Here is a 21,705-nt window from a genome sequence, read left to right on the forward strand (position 1 = left end):
CGGCATGGATGAGACAGTCGACCGGCAGTGGGTCGGTGACCTCGTGCGGGCGACCATCGAGGAAGACCTGGCCGGAGGCGTCGACGTGACGACCACCGCCACGGTCGACCCGGACCACGTGTCGATCGCCGAGCTGGTGGCCCGGACCGACGGTGTCGTCGCGGGCCTGGAGATCGCCGAGCTGGTGCTCCGGCAGGTCGCGGCGCCGGACGAGCTCGAGATCGAGTACGCCGTACGTGACGGTGCCGCCGTGCACGCGGGCGACGTACTGCTGATGGCCCGCGGCAAGACCCGGCAGTTGCTGACCGCCGAGCGCACCACGCTGAACCTGCTCTGCCACCTGAGTGGCGTCGCCACGCTGACCCGGCGCTGGGTGGACGCGGTCGCGGGCACCGGCGCGGTCGTTCGCGACACCCGCAAGACGATGCCGCTGCTGCGGTCGCTGGAGAAGTACGCCGTGCGCTGCGGCGGCGGGAAGAACCACCGGATGGGGCTGTCCGACGCCGCGCTGATCAAGGACAACCACGTGATCGCGGCCGGCGGCGTCGCGGAGGCGTTCCGGCTGGTACGCAAGGCGTTCCCGGACATCTCGATCGAGGTCGAGGTGGACTCGGTCGACGACGCGCTGATCGCGGTCGAGTCCGGCGCGGAGCTGATCCTGCTGGACAACATGGACGTCCCGCTGCTCCGCGAGGCCGTCGACAAGGTGGCCGGCCGGGCCCGGCTGGAGGCGTCCGGCGGACTCACCCTCGACAAGGCCCGCGCGGTCGCCGAGACCGGCGTCGACTTCCTGGCGGTCGGTGCGCTGACGCACTCCGCCCCGGTGCTCGACATCGGGCTGGACCTCAAGGAGGCCTGAGTGCTGCTGGCCGTTGCCGTCGAGAACACCAGGACGCTGGTCGGCCTGGTGTTCGAGGGCACGGTCAAGCGGCACTGGTGGGTCGGGACCGATGCGCGGCGGACCGCCGACGAATGGGCCGTGCTGCTGCAGGGCCTGCTCACGGGTGAGGCGCCGGTGAGCGGGATCGCGGTGTGCTCCGCCGTACCCCATGTCCTGCACGAGCTGCGAGACGTCGTGGCCCGGTACTACCACGACGTGCCGAGCGTCGTCGTCGAGCCCGGGGTGAAGACCGGGCTGCCGGTGCTGGTCGACAACCCGCGCGAGGTCGGCACCGACCGGATCGCGAACGCGCTCGCGGCGGTGACGCTGTACGGCGCGCCCTGCCTGGTCGTCGACGTCGGTACCGCGATCACGATCGACGTGGTGAACTCCGCCGGCGCGTTCGTCGGCGGAGTGATTGCCCCCGGCATCGAAACCGCGACGGACGCGCTCGGCCGCGCGGCCGCCCAGCTGCGCCGGGTGGAGCTGGTCCGGCCGCGGTCGGTGGTCGCGAAGAACACCGTCGAAGCGCTCCAGTCGGGCGCGATCCACGGCTTCGCGGCACTCGTCGACGGCTTGATCGCCCGGATCCGGACCGAACAGTCGTTTGCGGACGACTCTCCGGTGGTCCTCACCGGAGCGCTCGCAGCACTGCTGGACGGCCAGCTGCACACCCGGACCCGCAACGAACCGCTACTACCCCTGCGCGGTCTGTATCAGGCCTTCGCCCGCAATTCCACCTAGTCCTCTTGTGCCCTCGAGATGATCGGGATCACTATGTAGGCAGCTGCATTGGGGGGAACCATGAGAGCTGCTTATCGGGTGTTGGCCGGTCTCGTCGCGATCGGTGTGGTGTTGCAGGCGATGTTCATCGCCTGGGGATTCTTCGCGGTGGACAAGGACATCAGCGGCGGTGCGGTGATCGACAAGAACTCCAGCACGCCCGCCGGCCTGTCGCTGCACGGGACCTTCGGGTTGATGATCATCCCGATCATCGCGTTGCTGCTGCTGATCGTGTCCTTCTTCGCGAAGGTCGACGGCGGCATCAAGTGGGCGCTGTACGTGCTCGGCCTGGTGGTGCTGCAGATCGTGCTCGCGTTCGCTGCGTTCGGCGCGCCGGTCGTCGGCGTACTGCACGGGGCGAACGCGCTGGCGCTGCTGGCCGTCGCCGGGCTGGCCGGCCGCCGCGCCGGCCGCACGCCGGCCGCGACCGAGTCCAGCACGACGACCGCATAGATGCCACTGGCAACAATCAGCCCGAGTAGATCGGGCGGCCGACCGTGAGTGCCGTCCGGAGTACGTCGGGGAGGCCGTTGAACACCGAGTCCGGCTGGGTGCCGGTGGCGTCCAGGGTCTTCGAGAAGAACGCGCGGGCGGCCGCGGCGAGGGCGACGTCCAGTACGTCGCTGTCGGTCAGGCCGGCCGCCTTCAGCTTGTCGACGTCCGCCTGGGTGACGGTGTCGGCGCCCAACGCGACCTGACGGGCGAACGCCATCACCGCACGGTCGACCGGGTCGTTCGACGGTTCGCCGGCCAGCGCGGCGACCTCCTCCGCGGTGTAGAACTTGTCCGCCAGCACCTGCCCGTGCGCGAGGCTGCAGTAGCTGGACTTCAGGGCGGTCGCCGCGGCCAGCGTGGCGAGCTCGTAGCGGCGCAGGTCCATCGACTCCTTGATCGCGCCGTTCAGCTGTTTCCACGCTTCGTACACGGCAGGTCGCGCAGCGAAGGTGCGGACGAAGTTCGGCACGTGCCCAGCCGCTGCCCGGTTCGCGTCGAAGAACGCGGGATCCTCGGGCGCGCTGATGAAAGCCATCATGATTTCCCCCTCTGTGGCTTCTCTCACGGTAGGTCCGGCATACCGATCCGGCAACGGCCATAGAGGGCGGACACCGTCGACTGGGTATGGTTCACCCGGTCAGTTGTGAGGCGGAGGTGGTCGGAGTGCGGCGAGTGCTCGCCGTAGCGCTGGGGATTCTGGCGGGGGCGTCCTGCCTGACCGCCTGTGCCTCGAACCCGGCGCCGACCGATGTCGCGGTGGCGTGGGCACCCAACGGCCGCCCCGCCGTCGTGGTGACCTGGAAGGACACCGGCCAGCCGAACCGGATCACGATCGAGGGCGTGCTCAGCGAGAGCCCGTCGTACGTGAAGTACATCCCGGCCGGCGACCCGAACCGGTGGGAGATCCCGACCTCGGAGTTCCCACCCGACGGGAACTACAAGATCGTGGTGGCCACCGGTACGTCGCAGGGCGGCGTGACCAGCAAGCCGTCCAAGTCACCGGTCTTCGACACGGACGGGCCGGTGCGACCGAGCGGCGCCACCGTCGCGCAGCAAGGCCGCGGCGTGATGATCCGCTGGTCGGTGCAGGTCGCGCCGCAGGACTTCACGCCGAACGACCCGCTGGACGTGACGGGCAAGAAGACCCAGCGGTACCTGCCGATGATCGGCCGCCCGGGCGAGATGCTGAAGGCGATCGGCCCGGCGACCACCGCGAACCAGCAGCTGATCAAGAGCATCAAACCGCCGTACGTTTTCCAGCTCCGCGCCCAGAACGAGTGGAGTGCCCGCGCCGGCGGCGACGTCCTCGGACTGACCAGCACGATCAGCGGCGTGGTCCCGCCGAAGGCGCAGTACGGCGTGCCGATCCGCGCCCGGGGACGGGTGATCCTGCAGCAGGTCTCGTGCGATCTCGAGTCGCCGTGCATCACCAGGCGCGCGACACCGGCCGGCGTGCCGGTCGTGGTGCTGACGCAGGTCACGCCGGACGCCCGCTGGACCCCGGCGGCCCGCGGCGCGACGACCGCGGGCGGGTACTACGACATCGCCGTACCGACGTCCGGGAGCCGGCCGTACAAGATCACCGTGCCGGTGACGGCCAAGGGCGGATCGTTCACGGGTACGTCGAGCAGCAGGCCGGCGTACACCAAGTCCGTGGTGCGGATCGCGTCCGCCGGGTTCGCGGGCGGCAACACCGCGAAGCCACACGGCTCGATGGTGACCGTGTCGGTGGCGGTGCAGCCGGCCATGAACACGACCGTGATGCTGCAGGCCTGGAACCGGCAGACCCGCCGCTGGATGGACGCGAAGGCGCTACCGATGCGGAACGGGCGGGCCGCGCTGGCGTTCAAGGCCGCGCAGCCGGGCGACTTCGTCTACCGGATCGTGGTGCCGGGCGGGATGATGTTCGGCCGGCCGATGGACGGGATCATCACGCCCGGGTTGCAGCTACACGTCCGCTGACTCGACTGCCGCGGTCCCGGCCGCTTCGGCCTGCTCCCGGCGGCGCTTGCGGACCTTGTGTACGACGTAGAGCCCGACCGCGACCACCGCGATCGCGATCAGCGCGCCGACCGAGACCCGGCCGAAGATCTTGTCGGCGTTGTCGCCGATCTTGTACGCGACCACGCCGATCGTGGTCGCCCAGGCGATACCACCGGCCGCGTTCGCGATCAGGAACCGCGGGTAGTGCATCCGCAGCATGCCGGCCATCGGGCCCGCGAAGATCCGCAGCAGCGCGACGAAGCGGCCGAAGAACACCGTCCACACGCCGTACTTGTGGAAGTACTTCTCGGCCCGGGCGATCCGGTCCGGAGAGAAATGGTGGAACCGGCGGCCGAGCCGTTCGAACAGGCTGCGGCCCGCCTTCCGGCCGATGAAGTACCCGATCGAGTCGCCGACGATCGCGCCGAGCGCGGCCGCCAGGATGACGAACTCGATCTTCAGATGGTGCTGGGAAGCGAGCAGTGCGGCCGCGATCAGCGTGGTCTCGCCGGGCAGCGGCACGCCCATGCTCTCCACACCGATGACGAGTCCGACCACGAGGTACGCCAGGACGGCGACGCCGGTCGGGATGGCGATGGCCTGAGCGAGCAGCAGAGGTTCCCCCATGCACCCATAGTGACATCGAGGGACAACCGATTAGGTTCCGGGGCAACTATCTGGGGGTGATTTCAGGGTTGTGCCCGTTCTCCGACAGGGCCTCCGCGGGAATCTCGGGAATCTTGGATGTCTCGCCGTTGAAGGCCTTGGTGACGCTCTGCAGCGCGGACGTGACCTCGGACGGGATCACCCAGAACGTGTTGCCGGGTCCCTTGGCGAGCTCGGGGAGCATCTGCAGGTACTGGTACGCGAGCAGCTTCGGGTCCGGGTCGTTGCGGTGGATCGCCTCGAACACCGTGTCGATCGCCTTCGCCTGACCCTCGGCCCGCAGGATCGCGGCCTGCCGGTCGCCCTCCGCCGTGAGGATCCGGGCCTGCCGCTGACCCTCGGCGTTCAGGATCGCGGCCCGCTTCTCCCGCTCGGCCCGCATCTGCTTCTCCATCGACTCCTTGATCGACGCCGGCGGTTCGATCGCCTTGAGCTCGACCCGGTTGACCCGGATGCCCCACTTGCCGGAGGCCTCGTCCAGCACTCCGCGAAGGATCGAGTTGATGTGCTCGCGTGACGTCAGGGTCTTCTCCAGGTCCAGGCTGCCGATCACGTTCCGCAGCGTGGTGACGGTGAGCTGCTCGATCGCCTGGATGTAGTTGAAGATCTCGTACGCCGCCGCGCGCGGATCCGTGACCTGGAAGTACAGCACCGTGTCGATGTGGACGACCAGGTTGTCCTCGGTGATCACCGAATTCGGCTGGAACGAGACCACCTGCTCGCGCAGGTCGATCAGCGGCCGGGGCCGGTCGACGAACGGGATCACCACGTTCAGGCCGGGTTCCAGGGTGCGCAGGTAGCGGCCGAGGCGCTCGACGTTGCTGGCCCGCGCCTGCGGCACGATCCGCACGGTGCGCAGTACCAGCACGACGGCGAGCAGCGCGACGACGATTCCGATGATCAGTTCGGCCATGGTTCCTCCTGAGGATGGACGAGGGCGGTAGCCCCCTCGATGGCGAACACGTCGACCCGGGTGCCCGCGGGAATGTGCAGGTCGGGGTCGTAGGAGCGGGCGCTCCACTCCTCGCCGCCGATCCGGACCCGGCCGGCGTCCCGGTCGCAGGGGGCCAGGACCACGGCCTCCCGCCCGACCAGGGCGGCGACTCCGGTGCGTAGCCCCGGGTGCCCGGTCAGGTGCCGGCGCGCGACCGGCCGGACCAGGGTGGCCAGCGTCGCGGCGGTGACGGCGAAAGCGAGTACCTGGAAGCCGATGCCGAGTCCGACACCCGCGACCGTGCCCGCGGCGAGCGCCGCGACGGCGAGCAGGAGCAGGTCAAAGGTCGCTGCCATCAACTCGGCCGTGCCGAGGACGGCGGCGACGATCACCCAAAGGACCCAGGACTGCATGTGAAGCACCTCTACCTCGAAGGTACTCCGACATACGTAACCAGGCAGCTAACGGTTCAGCTCTGCTCCTGGCCGGGGACGACGGCGATCAAGGTGCTGATCTGCCGCGAACCGGGTGCCGGCCCCTTCGACGTCCGCTTCTTCTCGAAGCGGTCGATCAGGTCGGTCAGCTCCTTGCCGAGAAGTTTCGCCTCGTCGTGGGTCAGCCACAACCGCGATCTGCTCAGCGAACTGACGTCGTCCCACGGGTCGTCCGGGTCCAGGTCCGCGAACAGGTTGATGACCGCGTCGGTCGTACTGCGAATCATCGCCTGGCCGGCAGCCCGGCCGGCGCCGCTCGCCTGCGAGGAGATGACGAGGCTCCGGGCCGGTGCCTTCCACGGGCGTTCGCGGCCGTCGGCCGAATCGTCGGCGCGCAGGATGATGCCCCACTTTTCCAGCGCCCGGAGGTGGTAGCTCATCGCCGACGGGGTCAGCCCGGCCAGCTCCGCGCATTCGGTCGCGGTCAGCACCTTGCCGTTGAACAGCTCGTCGATGACCCGCTGCCGGGCCGGATGCGCGAGCGCGCGGATCGCCCGCGGATCGGTGATCACCAGCCGCTTCTTCGTACCCACGAGGTCAGCGTAGCGAACCGCTTGACGCTGTCCAATCTGAAGTGTTTACTTCACAACTGTGAAGCAAACACTTCAGACCTCGATCTGGTCCTACCGGGACATCCGCCTGGTCCTGCCGGCTCGCGCGCTGTCCTACGCCGGCGACTCGATCGCGATGATCGCGCTGATGCTGCGGGTCTCCGACGGGCACGGGCCGGCCGCCGTGACGGCGCTGCTGCTCGCGTTCGCCGTACCGACGGTGGCGATGATCCCGTTCGCGGGACGGATCGTGGACGGGTACGACTCGCGGACCGTCCTGGTCTGGTCGGGGTTGCTGCAGGTCGTCGCGGGCGTCGGGCTGGCGTTCGTGAACGACCTGGTCCACACGCTCGCGCTGGTGTGCGTACTGCAGATCGGCCAGGCGGTCGCCGGTCCCGCGTGGGGTGCGTTGATCCCGCGGATCGTCGGCGAGGAGCTGGTCGGCCGTACCACCGGGACCAGTCAGGCGCTGATCGGCGTCGCGACCCTGGCCGGCTCGGCCGCGGGTGGCCTCCTGGTCGGCTGGACCGGGAGCCGCGGCGCCCTGCTGGTCGACGCTTCCACCTTTCTTGTACTGGTCTTCGTCGCGCGGCTCGTTCGCACCCGGCGTCGCCCCGAGCCGGGCAGCGACGCTGAGAAGGGCGGCGTGATGGTCGGGCTGCGCGCGATCTTCGGCGACAACATCCTGCGCATCCTGGTGCCGGCGCTCTGGCTGTTCGTGGTGGTCGGCGAGGCGGTCAACGTCGTCGAGGTGTTCCTGATCACCGGCGAGCTCGGCCTCGGACCCGCCCTGTACGGCGCCGCGGGTGCGGCGACCGGCCTGGGCGCCATCGCCGGCGCCTCGTACACCGCCCGCGTTCACAGCGACCTGGGACGGTCCCGCGCTGTCATCGGCGGTATGGCGGCAATCGGCGGATCGTGTGTGCTGATCGGTCTGGCCGGCAACGTCGCCACGCTGATGATCGGCGCGACCACGATCGGCGTCGGCAGCGGGATGCTGAACGCCGCGACCAGCTCCCTGGTCGTCACGAGGTCCGCCGAGAACGTCCGCGGCCGGGTGATCGCCGCCCTCAACGGGACGGTCCGCACGTTCAGCATCCTCGCCCTGCTGCTCGGCGGCACGGCTGCCGCACTGATCGGTCCGCGCGGGACCTTCGTGACCTGCGGAGTGGCCTGCGCGGTGGCCGCCGCGGTCGCCGGCCTGCTCGTCGCACGAACAAAGGATTCGGAGCTGGAGGCGGTCAGTCCGTAGCCTTTGGGCATGACTGATACCCACGTGGACCCGGTGAACCCCGACAGCGGGCAGGACGACCTGCCCGAGCAGATGCGGGTCCGCCGGGAGAAGCGTGACCGCCTGCTGGCGGAAGGAGTGCCGCCGTACCCGATCTCGGTGCCCCGGACGCACCTGCTGAAGGATCTGCGGGCGAAGTACGACGCGCAGGAGCTGGAGGCCGACACCAGGACCGGCGAGCAGGTCTCGGTGACCGGCCGGGTGATCTTCCTGCGCAACACCGGCAAGCTCTGCTTCGTCCGGCTCCGCGAGGGCGACGGGACCGAGCTCCAGGTGATGCTGTCGCTGGCCGACCTCGGTGAGGAGGAGCTGGCCCGGTTCAAGCAGCTCGTCGACATCGGCGACCTGCTGTCCGTCCAGGGCGAGGTCATCACCAGCCGGCGGGGTGAGCTGTCCGTGCAGGCGACGGCGTGGCAGATGGCCGCGAAGACGCTCCGCCCGCTGCCGAACGAGCACAAGCCGCTCAGCGAAGAGGCCCGGGTCCGGATGCGGTACGTCGACCTGATCGTCCGCCCGGAGGCCCGGGACATGGTCCGCGCGAAGGCCGCCGTACTGAAGGCGCTGCGGGCGACGTACGACGACCACGGCTTCGTCGAGGTCGAGACGCCGGTGCTGCAGCTGACCAACGGCGGTGCCGCTGCGCGACCGTTCTCGACCCACCTGAACGCGTTCGACCAGGAGATGAAGCTCCGGATCGCGCTCGAGCTGGACCTGAAGCGGGCGATGATCGGCGGCGTCGACCGGGTCTACGAGATCGGCCGTACGTTCCGCAACGAGGGCCTGGACTCCACCCACTCGGCGGAATTCTCGATGATCGAGGCGTATCAGGCGTACGGCGATTACGACACGATGGCCGAGCTGATCCAGGAGCTGATCCGGAACTCCGGCCGCGCGATCGGCCGGACGTCCGTCACCGCGCGCGACGGACAGACGATCGACTTCGAGCAGCCGTTCCGGCATGCGACGCTTTTCGGGCTGCTGTCCGAAGCGGTCGGCGAGAGTGTCGACGTGACCACCGACCTGGCCACGCTGCTGAAGTTGGCCGAGCAGCACGAGGTCGAGCTGCAGCCCGGCCGGAATGCCGGTGAGATCGCCGTCGACCTGTTCGAGAAGCTCTGCGAGGACACGCTGATCCAGCCCACTTTTGTCCGCGACTATCCGGAGTCGGCGCGGCCGCTGGCGAAGCCGCACCGGGAAATTCCGGGGCTGGTCGAGGCCTGGGACCTGTTCGTGAACGGCGTCGAGCTCGGGGTCGCGTACTCGGAGCTGAACGACCCGGTCATCCAGCGCGATCGCCTGGTGGCGCAGTCGATGCAGGCCGCCGCCGGTGATCCGGAGGCGATGGAACTCGACGAGGACTTCCTCCGTGCAATGGAATTCGGCATGCCACCGGCCGGTGGTATGGGGATGGGGCTGGACCGGTTGGTGATGTTGCTCACCGGTACCGGTATCCGGGAGACGATTCTGTTCCCGTTGCTCCGTCCGGAGTGATTTCCGAATCCTGAGCCGGGTCGTTGCATAGCACAACGGACCGCCTTCGCAAATCCAGGGTGCGAATTCATTCCGGACCGGCCGGTTCGGTCCGGATGAATACGCAAGGTCACCACGACCGCACGGCGTCGATGAATGACAAGAACCTGGTTTGTGCGGTACAAATCAGGGGCTAACAATTCGGCAGGGGGATTGTGCCCGATGGCGGGCGCGGAAAGGTTGTCATCGATGGCGCAAAGGGTGCAGGTGGTTCTCGAGGACGATCTCGACGGCGGTAAGGCCGACGAGACCGTCACTTTCGGGCTGGACGGAACGACGTACGAGATCGACCTGTCCAAGAAGAACGCTGCAAAACTCCGCGACGCGCTGGCCGCGTACGTCGGCAACGGCCGCCGGGTGGCCGGCCGCCGGGGTGCGGCGGGGCGGTCCCGCGGGCGCGGTGGCCGCTCGGCCTCGGACTCCGCGGACATCCGCGCGTGGGCCAAGGAGAACGGGTACGACGTCAGCGAGCGCGGCCGGATCTCCGCCGAGGTGCGCACGGCGTACAACGAAGCCAAGTAATTCGCAGCTGTCGCCGGTCCCGGCACCCGAACCGTGGGTGCCGGGACCGTCCGCATTCCGGTTGTTTCACAGAGTGGGACACGGGCGTGTCGGATCCGGTGGCTGACCCGGCAGGTAGTCCGGGGAATTCGCTGGTGGCGAACAAGCTGTCCCGACCCGGTCACGCGGGAACACGCTGGAGATCCGGTCGGTTGTTCCCTTGTGATGCCACCCGGACGGCCGGTGGGAGCGTGATCGGATGTTCGCCGAGAGCGAGCCTGTCGGTACCGGGGACTAGCATGCATGTACGGGGGTCGGCCAACACGGCACGTCCGACTCCTCTGAGGCAAGGAGCGCTTTGGCGATGTTTGAACGATTTACGGACCGCGCCCGTCGGGTAGTCGTCCTGGCTCAGGAAGAGGCCAGGATGCTCAGCCACAACTACATCGGGACCGAGCACATCCTGCTCGGCCTGATCCACGAGGGTGAGGGTGTCGCCGCCAAGGCTCTCGAGAGCCTGGGTATCTCGCTCGAGGCCGTTCGTTCCCAGGTCGAGGAGATCATCGGCCAGGGGCAGCAGGCACCGAGCGGGCACATCCCGTTCACCCCCCGCGCCAAGAAGGTGCTGGAGCTCTCCCTGCGAGAGGCCTTGCAACTGGGCCACAACTACATCGGCACCGAGCACATCCTGCTCGGCCTCATCCGCGAGGGTGAGGGAGTCGCCGCGCAGGTCCTGGTCAAGCTCGGTGCGGACCTGAACAAGGTCCGGCAGCAGGTCATCCAGCTGCTCAGCGGGTACCAGGGCAAGGAGACCACGGCGCCGGGAACCGGGACGCAGGGCGATGCCCCGAGCAGTTCCCTGGTGCTCGACCAGTTCGGCCGGAACTACACCCAGTCGGCCCGCGAGGCGAAGCTCGACCCGGTGATCGGCCGGGAGAGCGAGATCGAGCGGGTCATGCAGGTGCTGTCCCGCCGTACCAAGAACAACCCTGTCCTGATCGGTGAGCCGGGCGTCGGTAAGACCGCCATCGTGGAAGGTCTGGCCCAGCAGATCGTCCGCGGTGATGTCCCGGAGACGCTGAAGGACAAGCAGATCTACTCCCTCGACCTGGGCGCCCTGGTGGCCGGTTCGCGCTACCGCGGCGACTTCGAGGAACGCCTGAAGAAGGTGCTCAAGGAGATCCGCACCCGCGGCGACATCGTGCTGTTCATCGACGAGATCCACACCCTCGTCGGGGCCGGTGCGGCCGAGGGCGCGATCGACGCGGCGAGCATCCTGAAGCCGATGCTGGCCCGCGGCGAGCTGCAGACGATCGGTGCCACCACCCTCGACGAGTACCGCAAGTACGTCGAGAAGGACGCCGCGCTGGAGCGCCGGTTCCAGCCGATCCAGGTGGCCGAGCCCTCGATCGCACACACGATCGAGATCCTCAAGGGCCTCCGCGACCGGTACGAGGCGCACCACCGGGTGACGATCACCGACGCCGCGCTGGTGAACGCCGCGCAGATGGCCGACCGGTACATCTCCGACCGGTTCCTGCCGGACAAGGCGATCGACCTGATCGACGAGGCCGGGGCCCGGTTGCGGATCCGCCGGATGACGGCTCCGCCGGACCTGCGCGAGTTCGACGAGAAGATCGCGACGGTTCGCCGGGAGAAGGAGTCGGCGATCGACGCGCAGGACTTCGAGCGTGCCGCCCGGCTGCGGGACGACGAGAAGAAGCTGATCAACGCCAAGTCCGAGCGTGAGAAGCAGTGGAAGGCCGGCGACATGGACGTGGTCGCCGAGGTCGACGAGGAGCTGATCGCGGAGGTGCTCAGCACCGCGACCGGCATCCCGGTCTTCAAGCTGACCGAGGAGGAGTCCGCGCGGCTGCTGGACATGGAGAAGGAGCTGGCCAAGCGCTACATCGGCCAGACCGACGCGGTCAAGGCGCTGTCCCGCTCGATCCGGCGTACCCGCGCCGGCCTGAAGGACCCGCGGCGACCGAGCGGCTCGTTCATCTTCGCCGGCCCGTCCGGTGTCGGTAAGACCGAGCTGTCCAAGGCGCTCACCGAGTTCCTGTTCGGCGACGAGAACGCGCTGATCAGCCTCGACATGTCGGAGTACTCGGAGAAGCACACGGCCTCCCGGCTGTTCGGCTCGCCTCCGGGGTACGTCGGCTACGAAGAGGGTGGCCAGCTGACCGAGAAGGTCCGCCGGAAGCCGTTCAGCGTGGTGCTGTTCGACGAGGTGGAGAAGGCCCACCCGGACATCTTCAACTCGCTGCTGCAGATCCTGGACGAGGGTCGGCTGACCGACGCCCAGGGCCGCGTGGTCGACTTCAAGAACACCGTCATCATCATGACCACCAACCTGGGCACCAAGGACATCGCGAAGTCCGTCCGCCCCGGCTTCCAGCGTGCGAACGACGAGGTCGGTACGTACGAGGCGATGAAGTCGAAGGTGACCGAGGAGCTGAAGCAGCACTTCCGTCCCGAGTTCCTGAACCGCGTCGACGAGATCGTCGTCTTCCACCAGCACACGATGGAAGACATCGTCAAGATCGTGGACCTGATGGTGGCCCAGATCGAGCAGCGGCTGAAGGACAAGGACATGGGCATCGAGCTCACGCCGGCGGCGAAGGAACTCGCCGCGAAGCGCGGCTTCGACCCGGTCCTGGGTGCCCGCCCGTTGCGCCGCGCACTGCAGCGCGACATCGAGGACATCCTGGCCGAGAAGATCCTGTTCGGGGAACTGCGCCCCGGCCAGATCGTCCTGGTCGACGCCGCACCCGAAGGCACGGTCAACGCCGACGGCCTGGCCGAGTACTTCACCTTCACCGGCAACCAGAAGTCCTCGACCTCCGACCTGGAACTCACCGACCTGACCACAGGCGGCGGAACCTCCGGCGTACAGGACTCCTAACCACAACCGAACACCAGCAGTCCCGGTCGCCGCAGCTCCTCCCAGGAGCTGCGGCGACCACCTTTTTATCGGGGTGGGGCGCCGGAGGGGAGTGGTCCAGGCCGGATCGGGTCTTGGCGGGTGGTCAGTACTGCGGTGGGGTTCGGCGTACGGAAAGACACGCGTGATTTGCGCGGGGGCTACTGATTGGTCGTATCGTCCTGCGGAGCGTGATCATTCCGATGCAACCGCGACTCGCGCTCACCTCGGTAGCGATGGGAAGATCGCGCGACTGCTGATGAAGCAGTTACCTACCGCCTGTCTACCGCGTTGTAACCCTGTGACCACGCTGTTCGGACCCGGACTGTCGGAAAGGGGGCCGGTGATGGAATCATCTCGTCGCATGGACGCTCCGCGTCTGCCGCTGACCCAGGAACCGGTCGCCGACACCGGTTCTTTTGGCGTGCGGCAGGCGGGCGGGGTGCTCGAACGGGCCCAGCGGATCGCCGACACGCTCCGCGAGCAGGCCGAGCACGAGAACGACGTCGCCCGCGACGAGGCGAGCCGGATCCGGGCCGCGAACGAGCGGCTGAAGGCCGACGCCAGCGCCGCCGCGAAGAAGCTCCGCGCGGACGCCATGACCGCCGCCCAGCGGGTCCTGAACGACGCCGAGCGGGCCGCCGAGCAGCTCCGCACCGAGTCCGAGTCCGACGCCGCCCGAGTCCGCTCCGAGGCCACAGAAGCCGCCGCAAGGCTCCGCGCCGAGTCCACCGCCGAGGCCGACCGAGTACGGTCCGAGGCCGCCGGCACGGCCGCGCAACTGCGAGCCGAGTCCACCGCCGAGGCCGAGCGGGTACGGCGGGATGCTGCCGCTGCGGCCGAGCAGCTGACCTCCGAATCCACGGCCGAGGCAGAGCGCGTCCGCTCCGAGGCCGCGTCCGTCGCGGAGCGCATGACGGCCGAGGCCGAGCTCGCAGCCGAACGACTGCGAACCGAGAGCGAAGCCGCCGCCGCAGCACTGACCTCCGAGAGTGAAGCTGCAGCCGCAGCCCTGAAGTCCGGCAGCGAAGCCGCAGCGGCAACCCTGACCGCTGAGAGCGAAGCGGCGGCCGCGGCAGTGAAGGCCGAGAGCGAAGCCGCGGCGGCGGCGTTGAAGCACCAGAGCGAAGCCGCGGCGGCGGCGCTGAAGGAGAAGAGTGAGGCTGAGGCCGCCGCGCTGACGGCGGCGAGCGAGGCGGCTGCCGAGCAGTTGCGGGCCGAGTCGCAGGCGGCGGCGGATCGCCGGATCGCGGAAGCGGAGATCGCGGCCGAGCGGGTGAAGGACGAGGCCGACGAGCTGCTCGAGGACGCGCGGATGGCGCGCGAGTCGGCGCAGGCCGCCGTCGAGCGGGCCGGCAAGGAAGCACAGCAGCTGGTCGCCGACGCGGGCGAGCAGGCCGCGCTGGTGTCACAGGCCGCCGTACGCAACGAGGCCGATCTGATCGCACGCGCCGAGTCCGAGGCGAGCGAGCTCCGGGCCGCGGTCGAGCGCGAGGTCGAGACCGCCCGGGAGAAGTCCCGCGTCGAGATCGCCGAGGCACATGCCGAGATCGAGCGGCTGCGCGGGGAGAACCGTACCGAGCTGGAGCGCCGGACGGCGGAGCTCGAGGAGACCGAACGCGCCAAGCTGGCCGCGATCAAGCTGGAGATCGACAAGCTCCGGGCCGAGGCGGTCGCGGAGATCGCCGAGCGCAAGGCCCAGACCGAGGCCGGCAACGAGCGGCTGATGGCGGACGCCCGCGCTCAGGCCAAGCTGGTGGTCGACTCGATCGAGGCGGACCGCCGGGCGGCGACGGGTGAGGCGCAGCGGATCGTCGACGAGGCGAACCAGACGGCCGAGGCCGCCCTCGCGGAGGCCGAGAAGCAGACGCTGTGGAGCAGGCAGACCGTCGACGGCCTGATCGCCGCCGCGGAGACCGAGGCGCAGTCGATCCGCGACCGGGCCGCCGCCGACGCGACCGAGCTGCTGAAGCAGAAGCGCGCACACCTGCGCCGCGTCGTGGGCCGCTCGACGAGCCGGCTGAAGCAGACCCAGGAGACGATCGCCAAGGAGAACGCGGAGCTCACCCAGCTCGCCGAGACCACGCTGTACTCGGCCGGTGAGCGGGCCGAGGCGATGGTGGCGGAGGCCGAGAAGCACGCCGCGAAGGTCACCGCCCAGGCGCAGACCCGGGCGGACCGGCTGAAGACCACCGCCGCCGAAGACGCCCGGGAGATCATCGAGCGGGCGAACCGCCGCGAGGCCGAGGCCGAGGCGAGTACCCAGGTACTGCGGGAGCGCGCCGCGAACGACCTGTCCGAGGCGCAGCGCCAGTCGCACGAGCTGATCCGCAAGTCCCGCGCCGAGGCCCAGCAGATCGAGGCCATGGCCCGCGAACACTCCGACGACCTGCGAGCGCAGGCCCGCAAACTTCTCGCCGACGCCGAGGCGAGGGTCGCGGCGTTGAACCAGCGCCGTGATGAGATCACCAAGGAGCTCACCCAGCTTTCGGGTGTGATCGAGGCACTCGCTGTACCGGGGTTCCGCCCAGGTGGTGGAATGTCCTCCAGTGAGGGTTCCACGGGGGAATCAGGATGAGGACGTGACAGTCAGATCCTTGTCAGTGACAATGTGTGATCCACCCACCCATCGAAGTGAGCATCGGAAAACATGAGCAGTGAAAGCCCAACCCCGTTCCGTACCGTTCTGCGTGGCTACGAGCCTGCCCAGGTGGATCAGCACATCCGTGAGCTGACCACCTCCCTGACCGCGTTGCAGCAGCAGTCCGAGCAGCTGCAGCGGCACGTCCAGGAGCTGCAGTCCCGCACGGACGCTGCGGAGGCGGCCGTCATCTCCGCCCAGGAGGACTCCAAGGACCGCGCGCCGACGTTCACCGAGTTCGGTGAGCGGGTGGCGAAGATCCTGTCGCTGGCCGACGACGAGGCCCGTGACCTGGTGACCCGCGCCCGCACCGACGCGGAGGCGATTGTCGCCGACGGTGAGGCGCACGCGAAGAAGGTCCGCAAGGAGGCCGAGCAGTACTCCCTGGACTGGAAGAGCGAGGTCGACGCCGAGGCCGCCCGGATCCTCGAAGAGGCCCGGACCCAGGCCGACGACATGCGTGACGAGGCCGAGCGCGACGCCACCGCGCGGCGCAGCGAGGCCCAGGCGCTGTACGAGCAGGAGCGGGCCAAGTCCGCCCAGGCCGCGGCCGCCTTCGAGACCACCCTGGCCGAGCGCCGGGGCAAGGTCGAGCAGGAGTTCGCCGCCCGTACCGCGCTGGCCGAGCAGCAGCTGGCCGCCGTCACCGACCGCGCCGCACAGGTGCAGCGGGAGGCCGACCGGTCGCGTTCCGAGGCCGAGCGGTTGTCCCAGCAGCAGCTGGCCGACGCGAACCGTCAGGCCCAGGAGATCGTCGCGGCCGCGAAGGACAAGTCCGAGCGGATCCGCGCCGAGTCCGAGCGTGAGCTCGCCGCGGCGACGCAGCGCCGGGACAGCATCAACGCGCAGCTGACCAACGTCCGCCAGATGCTGGCGACGCTGTCCGGCCAGCCGGCGATGCCGCTCGACCTGCTCGCCGACAACGGCGAGGACGCCACCACCGGCAGCAAGAAGAACTGAATCACCAACCCCGTGAGAAGCCGGCTCGACCCCTCGAGCCGGCTTCTTGGTTGCTGAACCTCCCCGAGGCCGCCGACGACACGCGAGGCGCCCGGGGTCGAGGTGTTTACGCAGTACCGGCGGGTCGGTCAGCCGGGGAGGCGGTAGCGGGCGTTCGCGAGGGGTTCGACCAGGCCGTCGGCGACGAGGCCGTCCAGGGCGCGTTCGCGTTGCCGGGCGTGCGGCCAGGTGGTGTCGAGGGTGGATTTGGGGACGGGCGTGGTGGCGGCGCGGAGGACCGCGAGGAGGCGGCCGCGGGCTTGGCGGTCGGTGCCTTCGTAGGTTTGGCCGCGGCGTGGTGGGCCGTCGTACGGCGGGCTGCCGGCCAGGACCCAGGCGCAGTCGGAGCGGATGGGGCAGTCGGCGCAGTTCGGCGTACGGGCGGTGCAGATCAGGGCGCCCAGCTCCATCGACGCGACTGCCCAGCGGGCTGCGGTGGTTTCGTCGGTGGGGAGGGCGCTGACGGCCAGGCGCTGGTCGGCCACGGTGGGGGAGATGGTGGGTTGCGCGACGCCGGTGAGCGAGCGGGCGAGGACGCGGCGGACGTTGGTGTCGACGACCGCGTGGCGCTGACCGAAGGCGAACGACGCGATCGCGGCGGCTGTGTAGGTCCCGACCCCGGGCAGCGCCAGCAGGGCGGCGTGGTCGTCGGGGACCTCCCCGCCGTGCCGGTCCACGATCGCCTGAGCGGCCGCGTGAAGCCGTAGGGCGCGCCGGGGGTACCCGAGCCGGTCCCAGGCCCGCACAGCCTCACCAGGGGCCTCTGCGGCCAGGTCAGCCGGTGTGGGCCACCGCTCCAGCCAGCGCTGGTACGCCGGGAGCACCCGATTCACCGGCGTCTGCTGCAGCATGAACTCGCTGACCATCACCGCCCACGCCCCAGCGCCAGGCTCCCGCCACGGCAACACCCGCTTGTTGGCGTCGTACCAGGTCAGAACCGGGTTGTGAAGAGCTGACGGCGAGCCTGAGTGGTCCAGCACGGTGTCGATATTAGAGTGCGCTTCATGAGCAGTCTGCTCCGTCCGGTCGGGCACCTGCCTGCCAGCGTGTACTGGTTCCGGCGGGGACTCGTGCTCGCGGTCGTTGTGGTCCTGATCGTCGTGATCTCGAACCTGTTCGGCGGGGGTGGCGACGGCCAGAACGCGGCCGCCTCGGATCCGCAGCCGAAGTCGACGACCGCGCCGCCGGCCTCGGCCCCCAGTACGACGCCGACCACCGCGGTGTCCTCGAAGCCGACCAGGACACCGACCGAGTCGCCGACGCCGAGCCCTGATCAGACGAAGACCACTCCGCCGACCGACCTGCCGTGCAAGGGATCGGACCTGAACCTCGCCGCGCTGCCGGCGAACCGGAAGATCGTCTCCGGCTCGATGCTGAACTTCGTCATCCAGCTCACCCCGGCCGGCGACGGCTGCAAGGCGACCGTCGGCGGCGACCACTTGACCGTCACGGTGATGTCCGGCACGGACCTGATCTGGAGCACCACACAGTGCGGTAAGGCGATCCAGAACGCCACCCTCGTCGTTGCCAAGGGCAAGCAGTCGGCGGTCACGGTGCCCTGGGACGGACACCGGTCCAGGCCTGGCTGTCTTCCGGGTCAACCGGTGGCCAAGCCTGGAACCTATGTCGTCAAGGCCGAGTACGACGGCCGCCTGTCGGGCGCCCAGGCCTTCCAGGTCGTCTGATCAGCTCGCCTCGGCCGGTTCCGAGGCGGCGGTCGGCTGCTTCTGCAGGTGGCTCGGTGCCACGAACAGCAGCGCCGCGACCAGCCCGATCAGCAGCACCAGCGCGGGCAGCACCAGCGACTGCGCCATCGAGTCGCTGAATCCCTGCCGTACGATCGCCGGCAGTCTGCCGCTGGAGAAGCCTGCCCCCGACGCACCGCCGCTCATCCCGGGCAGGTTGTGTGCCAGCCGCGACTCCATCAGTACGGCGATGCTCGCGCTGCCCAGCACCGCGCCGACCTGCCGAGTCGTGTTGTAGACGCCGGCGCCCGCCCCGGCCTGGTGCATCGGGAGGTTCCGGGTGGCCGTCGTACCGAGCGGTGCCCACATGAAGCCGTTCGCGACACCGAGCAGTGCGATCGGCAGCAGCAGTTGCCAGATCGGTACGTCGGGCTCGATCACCTGGCTCATCCAGAACATCGACCCCGCGCAGCACGCCAGCCCGAACCCGGCGATGAACCGCGGCGGCGTCCGGTCCACCAGCCGGCCGACGAACGGCGCCAGCGCGCCGGAGATGACCGCCATCGGGACCAGCAGCAGTGCCGACCGGGTCGGAGACAGACCGCGGACGGCCTGCGCCCAGAGCATTAGCGGGAACGCCATCGCGGTGATCGCGAACCCGACCGTGGTGATCGCGACGTTCGCCAGCGAGAAGTTCCGGTCCTTGAACAACCCCAGCGGCAGCAGCGGCTCGCCCTTGTTCCTGGCCTGCCAGATCACGAAGGCCGCGAGTACGACGACACCGGCGATGATCAGCCCCCACACCGAGATCGGGCCGGTGATCTTGCCCCAGTGGTACTTCTGCCCCTCCTGGATCCCGAACACCAGCAGGAACAACCCGGCCGCGCTCAGCACGACGCCGATCAGGTCGAACTTGTGCTCGTGGGTCGGCAGGTCCGGCACCAGCCGCAGCGCCAGGAAGAAGCCGACCACGCCGACCGGGGCGTTGATGAAGAAGATCCACTGCCAGCCGAGCCCGTCGACCAGTACGCCGCCGAGGATCGGGCCGACCAGCGTCGCCACGCCGGCGGTCGCGCCCCACAGGCTCATCGCCCGGCCGCGCTGGTTCGGCGGGAAGATCCGGGTGATGACGGCCATCGTCTGCGGCGTCATCATCGAGGCGCCGAGGCCCTGGAACACCCGGGCCACGATCAGCATCTCGATCGAGTTGGTCAGCCCGCACCACACCGACGCGAGCGTGAACACCGCCAGCCCGGTCAGGTACAGCTTCTTCGGTCCGATCCGGTCGCCGAGACGCCCGGTGATCAGCAGCGGTACGGCGTACGCGAGCAGGTACGCGCTGGTCACCCAGACCACCGTGCCGACGTCGGACCCGAGGTCCTTGAGGATCGCCGGGGTGGCGACCGAGACGATGGTCGAGTCGACCAGGATCATGAAGAAGCCGAGGACGAGCGCCCACAACGCCGGCCACGGCCGGATCTCCGGCCTCACCCGGTCGTGCTGGGAGTCTTGCGGGATAGCCATTCCAAGTCCTTGCTCTCGATGCGTTCGAAGGTGGTTGCGAGCCACGCGCGCTCGGCCCTCAGCTGCCCGCGGACGTAGTCCGCAGCCATCCAGTACCGTTCCGGCACGCCGGACGCCCGGGCCAGGACGATCGCCTCGTCGACGTCGGTCAGCCAGCGGTCCAGGTCCTCCGCCCGCCGACGGAGCCGCAGTACCGCGTCGTCGGCCTCCAGGTTGTGTGCCTCGCTCAGTACCACCGGGAACTGCGGGTATTCGTAGACGAAGTTCTCCAGCCCGCTCTCCACCCGGCGGGTAAGCGCGTCGTTCCCTTCCGGGGTGATTTCGTACGTCGTCCGTTCCGGGCGGTTCCCGGCACGCTCGGTGCCGATCGCGCGGACGTACTGCTGACCGGCCAGCCGCTCGACCGTGTGGTAGAGCGAACCGGGGCGGACCTTGACGATCCGGTTGTTCTGACGGCTCAGCAGTAGCTGGTACATCTCGTACGCGTGCATCGGCCGCTCGTTCAGCAGCGCCAGCACCGAGATCGCCAACGGGGTCAGCTCGGTCATCATCCTCCAAACGGAATGTTCCATGTGGAGTATTAGCCCGCGCGGACGGGAATGCAAGACGCCTCCGGTTCTTTCACGAACCGGAGGCGTCGGGTGACTGTCGGTGGTTAGACGTACCGCTCCAGGATGCTGGACTCGGCCAGCCGGGACAGGCCCTCGCGGACCGTGCGGGCCCGGTTCTCGCCGACGCCCTCGACCGTCTGCAGGTCGTCGATGCTTGCCGCGAGCAACTTCTGGAGGTGACCGAAGTGGTCGATCAGCCGGTCGATCACGGCACCCGGGAGCCGCGGCACCTTGGCCAGCAGCCGGTACCCGCGCGGGGTGACCGCCGCGTCCAGCTGCTCGGCGCCGCCGATCTGCAGCGCGCGGGCGACCTGGCCGATGTCCAGCAGGTCGGTCGCGCTGACCGCGTCGAGCTCGAGCAGTACGTCGTCCGCGGTCTTGGCGCGGCGCCCGGTGGCCGGCGGGAGGTAGTCGCGGACGACCAGCTCACGTTCGCCGGCGACGCCCGCGACGAGTTCGTTGAGCTGCAGCGTGAGCAGCCGGCCGTCGGTGCCGAGCTCGACGACGTACCCGTCGATCTCGGTGGCGATCCGCCGTACCATCTCCAGCCGCTGCGCGACCGCGGCGACGTCCCGGACCGTGACGAGGTCCTCGATCTCCAGGGCGGACAGTGTGCCGGACACCTCGTCCAGCCGGAGCTTGTAGCGCTCCAGCGTGGCGAGGGCCTGGTTCGCGCGGGACAGGATCGCGCCGGAGTCCTCCAGCACGTAGCGCTGGTCGTCGACGTACAGCGCGATGATGTGCATCGACTGCGACACCGAGATCACCGGGAAGCCGGTCTGCCGGTGCACGCGGTCGGCGGTGCGGTGCCGGGTGCCGGTCTCCTGCGTCGCGATCGCCGGGTCCGGCATCAGGTGCACGGCCGCCCGGATCAGTCGGGTGGCGTCCCGGTCGAGGACGATCGCGCCGTCCATCTTGCTGAGCTCCCGTAGTCCGGTCGCGGTGAACTCGACATCGATCTCGAAGCCGCCGGTGGAGATCGCGTCCACGGCCTTGTCGTGACCGAGCACGATCAGGGCGCCGGTCCGGCCCCGCAGAATTCGTTCCAGGCCTTCGCGCAGTTCGGTACCGGGAGCCACCGCCGCGAGCGTCGCGCGCAGCCGGGCGCCGGTGCTGTTCTTGTCCGTGTTCGCCGCCACGGAACCTGAGTCTATGCGGTTCGGCGCACGCAGTTGTGCGGATATCCGCCGCCTCGCCGGGGACGGCAGGTG

General features: G+C 69.2%; 20 protein-coding genes. 11 read left to right on the forward strand and 9 right to left on the reverse strand.

Features of this window, described 5'->3' with window-relative positions; translation table 11 throughout:
* The first annotated feature begins 4 nt into the window (after nucleotides 1-4).
* The 3 genes from nadC to JOF29_RS02030 are packed head-to-tail and all read left to right on the forward strand — an operon-like array spanning nucleotide 5 to nucleotide 2,116.
* Nucleotides 5-859 (forward strand): carboxylating nicotinate-nucleotide diphosphorylase, encoded by an 855-nt coding sequence (gene nadC / locus JOF29_RS02020; RefSeq protein ID WP_209692523.1) that lies wholly within the window; start codon nucleotides 5-7, stop codon nucleotides 857-859.
* The gene (locus JOF29_RS02025) at nucleotides 860-1,624 is read left to right on the forward strand and encodes a type III pantothenate kinase (protein ID WP_209692524.1); all 765 of its coding nucleotides are present in this window, start codon (nucleotides 860-862) and stop codon (nucleotides 1,622-1,624) included.
* Nucleotides 1,625-1,684: 60 nt separating this feature from the next.
* Nucleotides 1,685-2,116 (forward strand): DUF6220 domain-containing protein, encoded by a 432-nt coding sequence (locus JOF29_RS02030; protein ID WP_209692525.1) that lies wholly within the window; start codon nucleotides 1,685-1,687, stop codon nucleotides 2,114-2,116.
* A 16-nt stretch (nucleotides 2,117-2,132) separates the two neighbouring features.
* Here the strand turns inward: JOF29_RS02030 and JOF29_RS02035 are convergent, their stop codons facing one another.
* Nucleotides 2,133-2,696: a carboxymuconolactone decarboxylase family protein gene (locus tag JOF29_RS02035; protein ID WP_209692526.1), complete on the reverse strand. Its 564-nt coding sequence runs from the start codon at nucleotides 2,694-2,696 to the stop codon at nucleotides 2,133-2,135.
* A gap of 125 nt (nucleotides 2,697-2,821) precedes the next feature.
* On the opposite strand from JOF29_RS02035, the gene JOF29_RS02040 reads away from it, so the two are divergent.
* Complete coding sequence (locus JOF29_RS02040; RefSeq protein ID WP_307863106.1) at nucleotides 2,822-4,120, forward strand: hypothetical protein; 1,299 nt, start codon at nucleotides 2,822-2,824, stop codon at nucleotides 4,118-4,120.
* On the opposite strand, the gene JOF29_RS02045 is transcribed toward JOF29_RS02040, so the two are convergent.
* The 4 genes from JOF29_RS02045 to JOF29_RS02060 are packed head-to-tail and all read right to left on the reverse strand — an operon-like array spanning nucleotide 4,106 to nucleotide 6,768.
* A complete protein-coding gene (locus tag JOF29_RS02045; RefSeq protein ID WP_209692528.1) occupies nucleotides 4,106-4,768 on the reverse strand; it encodes a DedA family protein in 663 nt (220 codons plus the stop codon). The genes JOF29_RS02040 and JOF29_RS02045 overlap by 15 nt on opposite strands.
* 46 nt (nucleotides 4,769-4,814) lie before the next feature.
* Entirely contained in the window at nucleotides 4,815-5,720 is a 906-nt protein-coding gene (locus tag JOF29_RS02050; RefSeq protein WP_209692529.1) for an SPFH domain-containing protein, read from the reverse strand.
* Complete coding sequence (locus tag JOF29_RS02055) at nucleotides 5,708-6,154, reverse strand: NfeD family protein (protein ID WP_209692530.1); 447 nt, start codon at nucleotides 6,152-6,154, stop codon at nucleotides 5,708-5,710. Before JOF29_RS02055 ends, JOF29_RS02050 begins: the two co-directional genes overlap by 13 nt.
* Nucleotides 6,155-6,210: 56 nt before the next feature.
* Entirely contained in the window at nucleotides 6,211-6,768 is a 558-nt protein-coding gene (locus JOF29_RS02060; RefSeq protein WP_209692531.1) for an ArsR/SmtB family transcription factor, read from the reverse strand.
* A gap of 58 nt (nucleotides 6,769-6,826) precedes the next feature.
* Here JOF29_RS02060 and JOF29_RS02065 point away from each other — a divergent pair, with 58 nt between their 5' ends.
* The 6 genes from JOF29_RS02065 to JOF29_RS02090 all read left to right on the forward strand — a co-directional run bounded on the left by JOF29_RS02065 (nucleotide 6,827) and on the right by JOF29_RS02090 (nucleotide 16,635).
* A complete protein-coding gene (locus tag JOF29_RS02065) occupies nucleotides 6,827-8,038 on the forward strand; it encodes an MFS transporter (protein ID WP_209692532.1) in 1,212 nt (403 codons plus the stop codon).
* A 9-nt stretch (nucleotides 8,039-8,047) separates the two neighbouring features.
* Nucleotides 8,048-9,568, forward strand: a complete 1,521-nt coding sequence (lysS, locus tag JOF29_RS02070; RefSeq protein ID WP_209692533.1) for a lysine--tRNA ligase — start codon at nucleotides 8,048-8,050, stop codon at nucleotides 9,566-9,568.
* Nucleotides 9,569-9,796: 228 nt separating this feature from the next.
* Nucleotides 9,797-10,129, forward strand: coding sequence for a histone-like nucleoid-structuring protein Lsr2 (locus JOF29_RS02075; RefSeq protein WP_209692534.1), 333 nt, complete (start codon nucleotides 9,797-9,799; stop codon nucleotides 10,127-10,129).
* A 343-nt stretch (nucleotides 10,130-10,472) separates the two neighbouring features.
* Nucleotides 10,473-13,016, forward strand: a complete 2,544-nt coding sequence (locus JOF29_RS02080) for an ATP-dependent Clp protease ATP-binding subunit (RefSeq protein WP_209692535.1) — start codon at nucleotides 10,473-10,475, stop codon at nucleotides 13,014-13,016.
* A 382-nt stretch (nucleotides 13,017-13,398) separates the two neighbouring features.
* The gene (locus JOF29_RS02085) at nucleotides 13,399-15,612 is read left to right on the forward strand and encodes a kinetoplast-associated-like protein (RefSeq protein ID WP_245357414.1); all 2,214 of its coding nucleotides are present in this window, start codon (nucleotides 13,399-13,401) and stop codon (nucleotides 15,610-15,612) included.
* A 72-nt stretch (nucleotides 15,613-15,684) separates the two neighbouring features.
* Nucleotides 15,685-16,635 (forward strand): DivIVA domain-containing protein, encoded by a 951-nt coding sequence (locus tag JOF29_RS02090; protein WP_209692537.1) that lies wholly within the window; start codon nucleotides 15,685-15,687, stop codon nucleotides 16,633-16,635.
* A 128-nt stretch (nucleotides 16,636-16,763) separates the two neighbouring features.
* Here JOF29_RS02090 and JOF29_RS02095 read toward each other — a convergent pair whose 3' ends face one another.
* Nucleotides 16,764-17,654, reverse strand: coding sequence for an HhH-GPD family protein (locus JOF29_RS02095; RefSeq protein ID WP_307863107.1), 891 nt, complete (start codon nucleotides 17,652-17,654; stop codon nucleotides 16,764-16,766).
* 24 nt (nucleotides 17,655-17,678) lie between these two features.
* Between JOF29_RS02095 and JOF29_RS02100 the strand changes: the two genes are divergently transcribed.
* Nucleotides 17,679-18,359, forward strand: a complete 681-nt coding sequence (locus JOF29_RS02100; RefSeq protein ID WP_209692538.1) for a hypothetical protein — start codon at nucleotides 17,679-17,681, stop codon at nucleotides 18,357-18,359.
* Here JOF29_RS02100 and JOF29_RS02105 read toward each other — a convergent pair whose 3' ends face one another.
* The 3 genes from JOF29_RS02105 to disA form a co-directional block, all read right to left on the reverse strand.
* Nucleotides 18,360-19,883, reverse strand: a complete 1,524-nt coding sequence (locus tag JOF29_RS02105; protein WP_209692539.1) for a DHA2 family efflux MFS transporter permease subunit — start codon at nucleotides 19,881-19,883, stop codon at nucleotides 18,360-18,362. It abuts the gene before it with no gap.
* Complete coding sequence (locus tag JOF29_RS02110; RefSeq protein ID WP_209692540.1) at nucleotides 19,847-20,434, reverse strand: PadR family transcriptional regulator; 588 nt, start codon at nucleotides 20,432-20,434, stop codon at nucleotides 19,847-19,849. The genes JOF29_RS02105 and JOF29_RS02110 overlap by 37 nt, the downstream gene beginning before the upstream one ends.
* A 104-nt stretch (nucleotides 20,435-20,538) precedes the next feature.
* A complete protein-coding gene (gene disA / locus JOF29_RS02115; RefSeq protein WP_209692541.1) occupies nucleotides 20,539-21,633 on the reverse strand; it encodes a DNA integrity scanning diadenylate cyclase DisA in 1,095 nt (364 codons plus the stop codon).
* Nucleotides 21,634-21,705 lie beyond the last annotated feature (72 nt).

It is taken from the genome of Kribbella aluminosa (assembly GCF_017876295.1).
GTDB classification, from domain to species: Bacteria; Actinomycetota; Actinomycetes; order Propionibacteriales; family Kribbellaceae; genus Kribbella; species Kribbella aluminosa.

What these genes read in the sequence shown, in the direction of transcription:
- JOF29_RS02045 (WP_209692528.1), bottom strand. Translation starts at nt 4,768, where the DNA reads ATGGGGGAACCTCTGCTGCTCGCTCAGGCCATCGCCATCCCGACCGGC.
- JOF29_RS02090 (WP_209692537.1), top strand. Translation starts at nt 15,685, where the DNA reads ATGAGCAGTGAAAGCCCAACCCCGTTCCGTACCGTTCTGCGTGGCTAC.
- JOF29_RS02075 (WP_209692534.1), top strand. Translation starts at nt 9,797, where the DNA reads ATGGCGCAAAGGGTGCAGGTGGTTCTCGAGGACGATCTCGACGGCGGT.
- JOF29_RS02080 (WP_209692535.1), top strand. Translation starts at nt 10,473, where the DNA reads ATGTTTGAACGATTTACGGACCGCGCCCGTCGGGTAGTCGTCCTGGCT.
- JOF29_RS02050 (WP_209692529.1), bottom strand. Translation starts at nt 5,720, where the DNA reads ATGGCCGAACTGATCATCGGAATCGTCGTCGCGCTGCTCGCCGTCGTG.
- JOF29_RS02100 (WP_209692538.1), top strand. Translation starts at nt 17,679, where the DNA reads ATGAGCAGTCTGCTCCGTCCGGTCGGGCACCTGCCTGCCAGCGTGTAC.
- JOF29_RS02105 (WP_209692539.1), bottom strand. Translation starts at nt 19,883, where the DNA reads ATGGCTATCCCGCAAGACTCCCAGCACGACCGGGTGAGGCCGGAGATC.
- lysS (WP_209692533.1), top strand. Translation starts at nt 8,048, where the DNA reads ATGACTGATACCCACGTGGACCCGGTGAACCCCGACAGCGGGCAGGAC.
- JOF29_RS02110 (WP_209692540.1), bottom strand. Translation starts at nt 20,434, where the DNA reads ATGATGACCGAGCTGACCCCGTTGGCGATCTCGGTGCTGGCGCTGCTG.
- nadC (WP_209692523.1), top strand. Translation starts at nt 5, where the DNA reads ATGGATGAGACAGTCGACCGGCAGTGGGTCGGTGACCTCGTGCGGGCG.
- JOF29_RS02030 (WP_209692525.1), top strand. Translation starts at nt 1,685, where the DNA reads ATGAGAGCTGCTTATCGGGTGTTGGCCGGTCTCGTCGCGATCGGTGTG.
- JOF29_RS02085 (WP_245357414.1), top strand. Translation starts at nt 13,399, where the DNA reads ATGGACGCTCCGCGTCTGCCGCTGACCCAGGAACCGGTCGCCGACACC.
- JOF29_RS02035 (WP_209692526.1), bottom strand. Translation starts at nt 2,696, where the DNA reads ATGATGGCTTTCATCAGCGCGCCCGAGGATCCCGCGTTCTTCGACGCG.
- JOF29_RS02055 (WP_209692530.1), bottom strand. Translation starts at nt 6,154, where the DNA reads ATGCAGTCCTGGGTCCTTTGGGTGATCGTCGCCGCCGTCCTCGGCACG.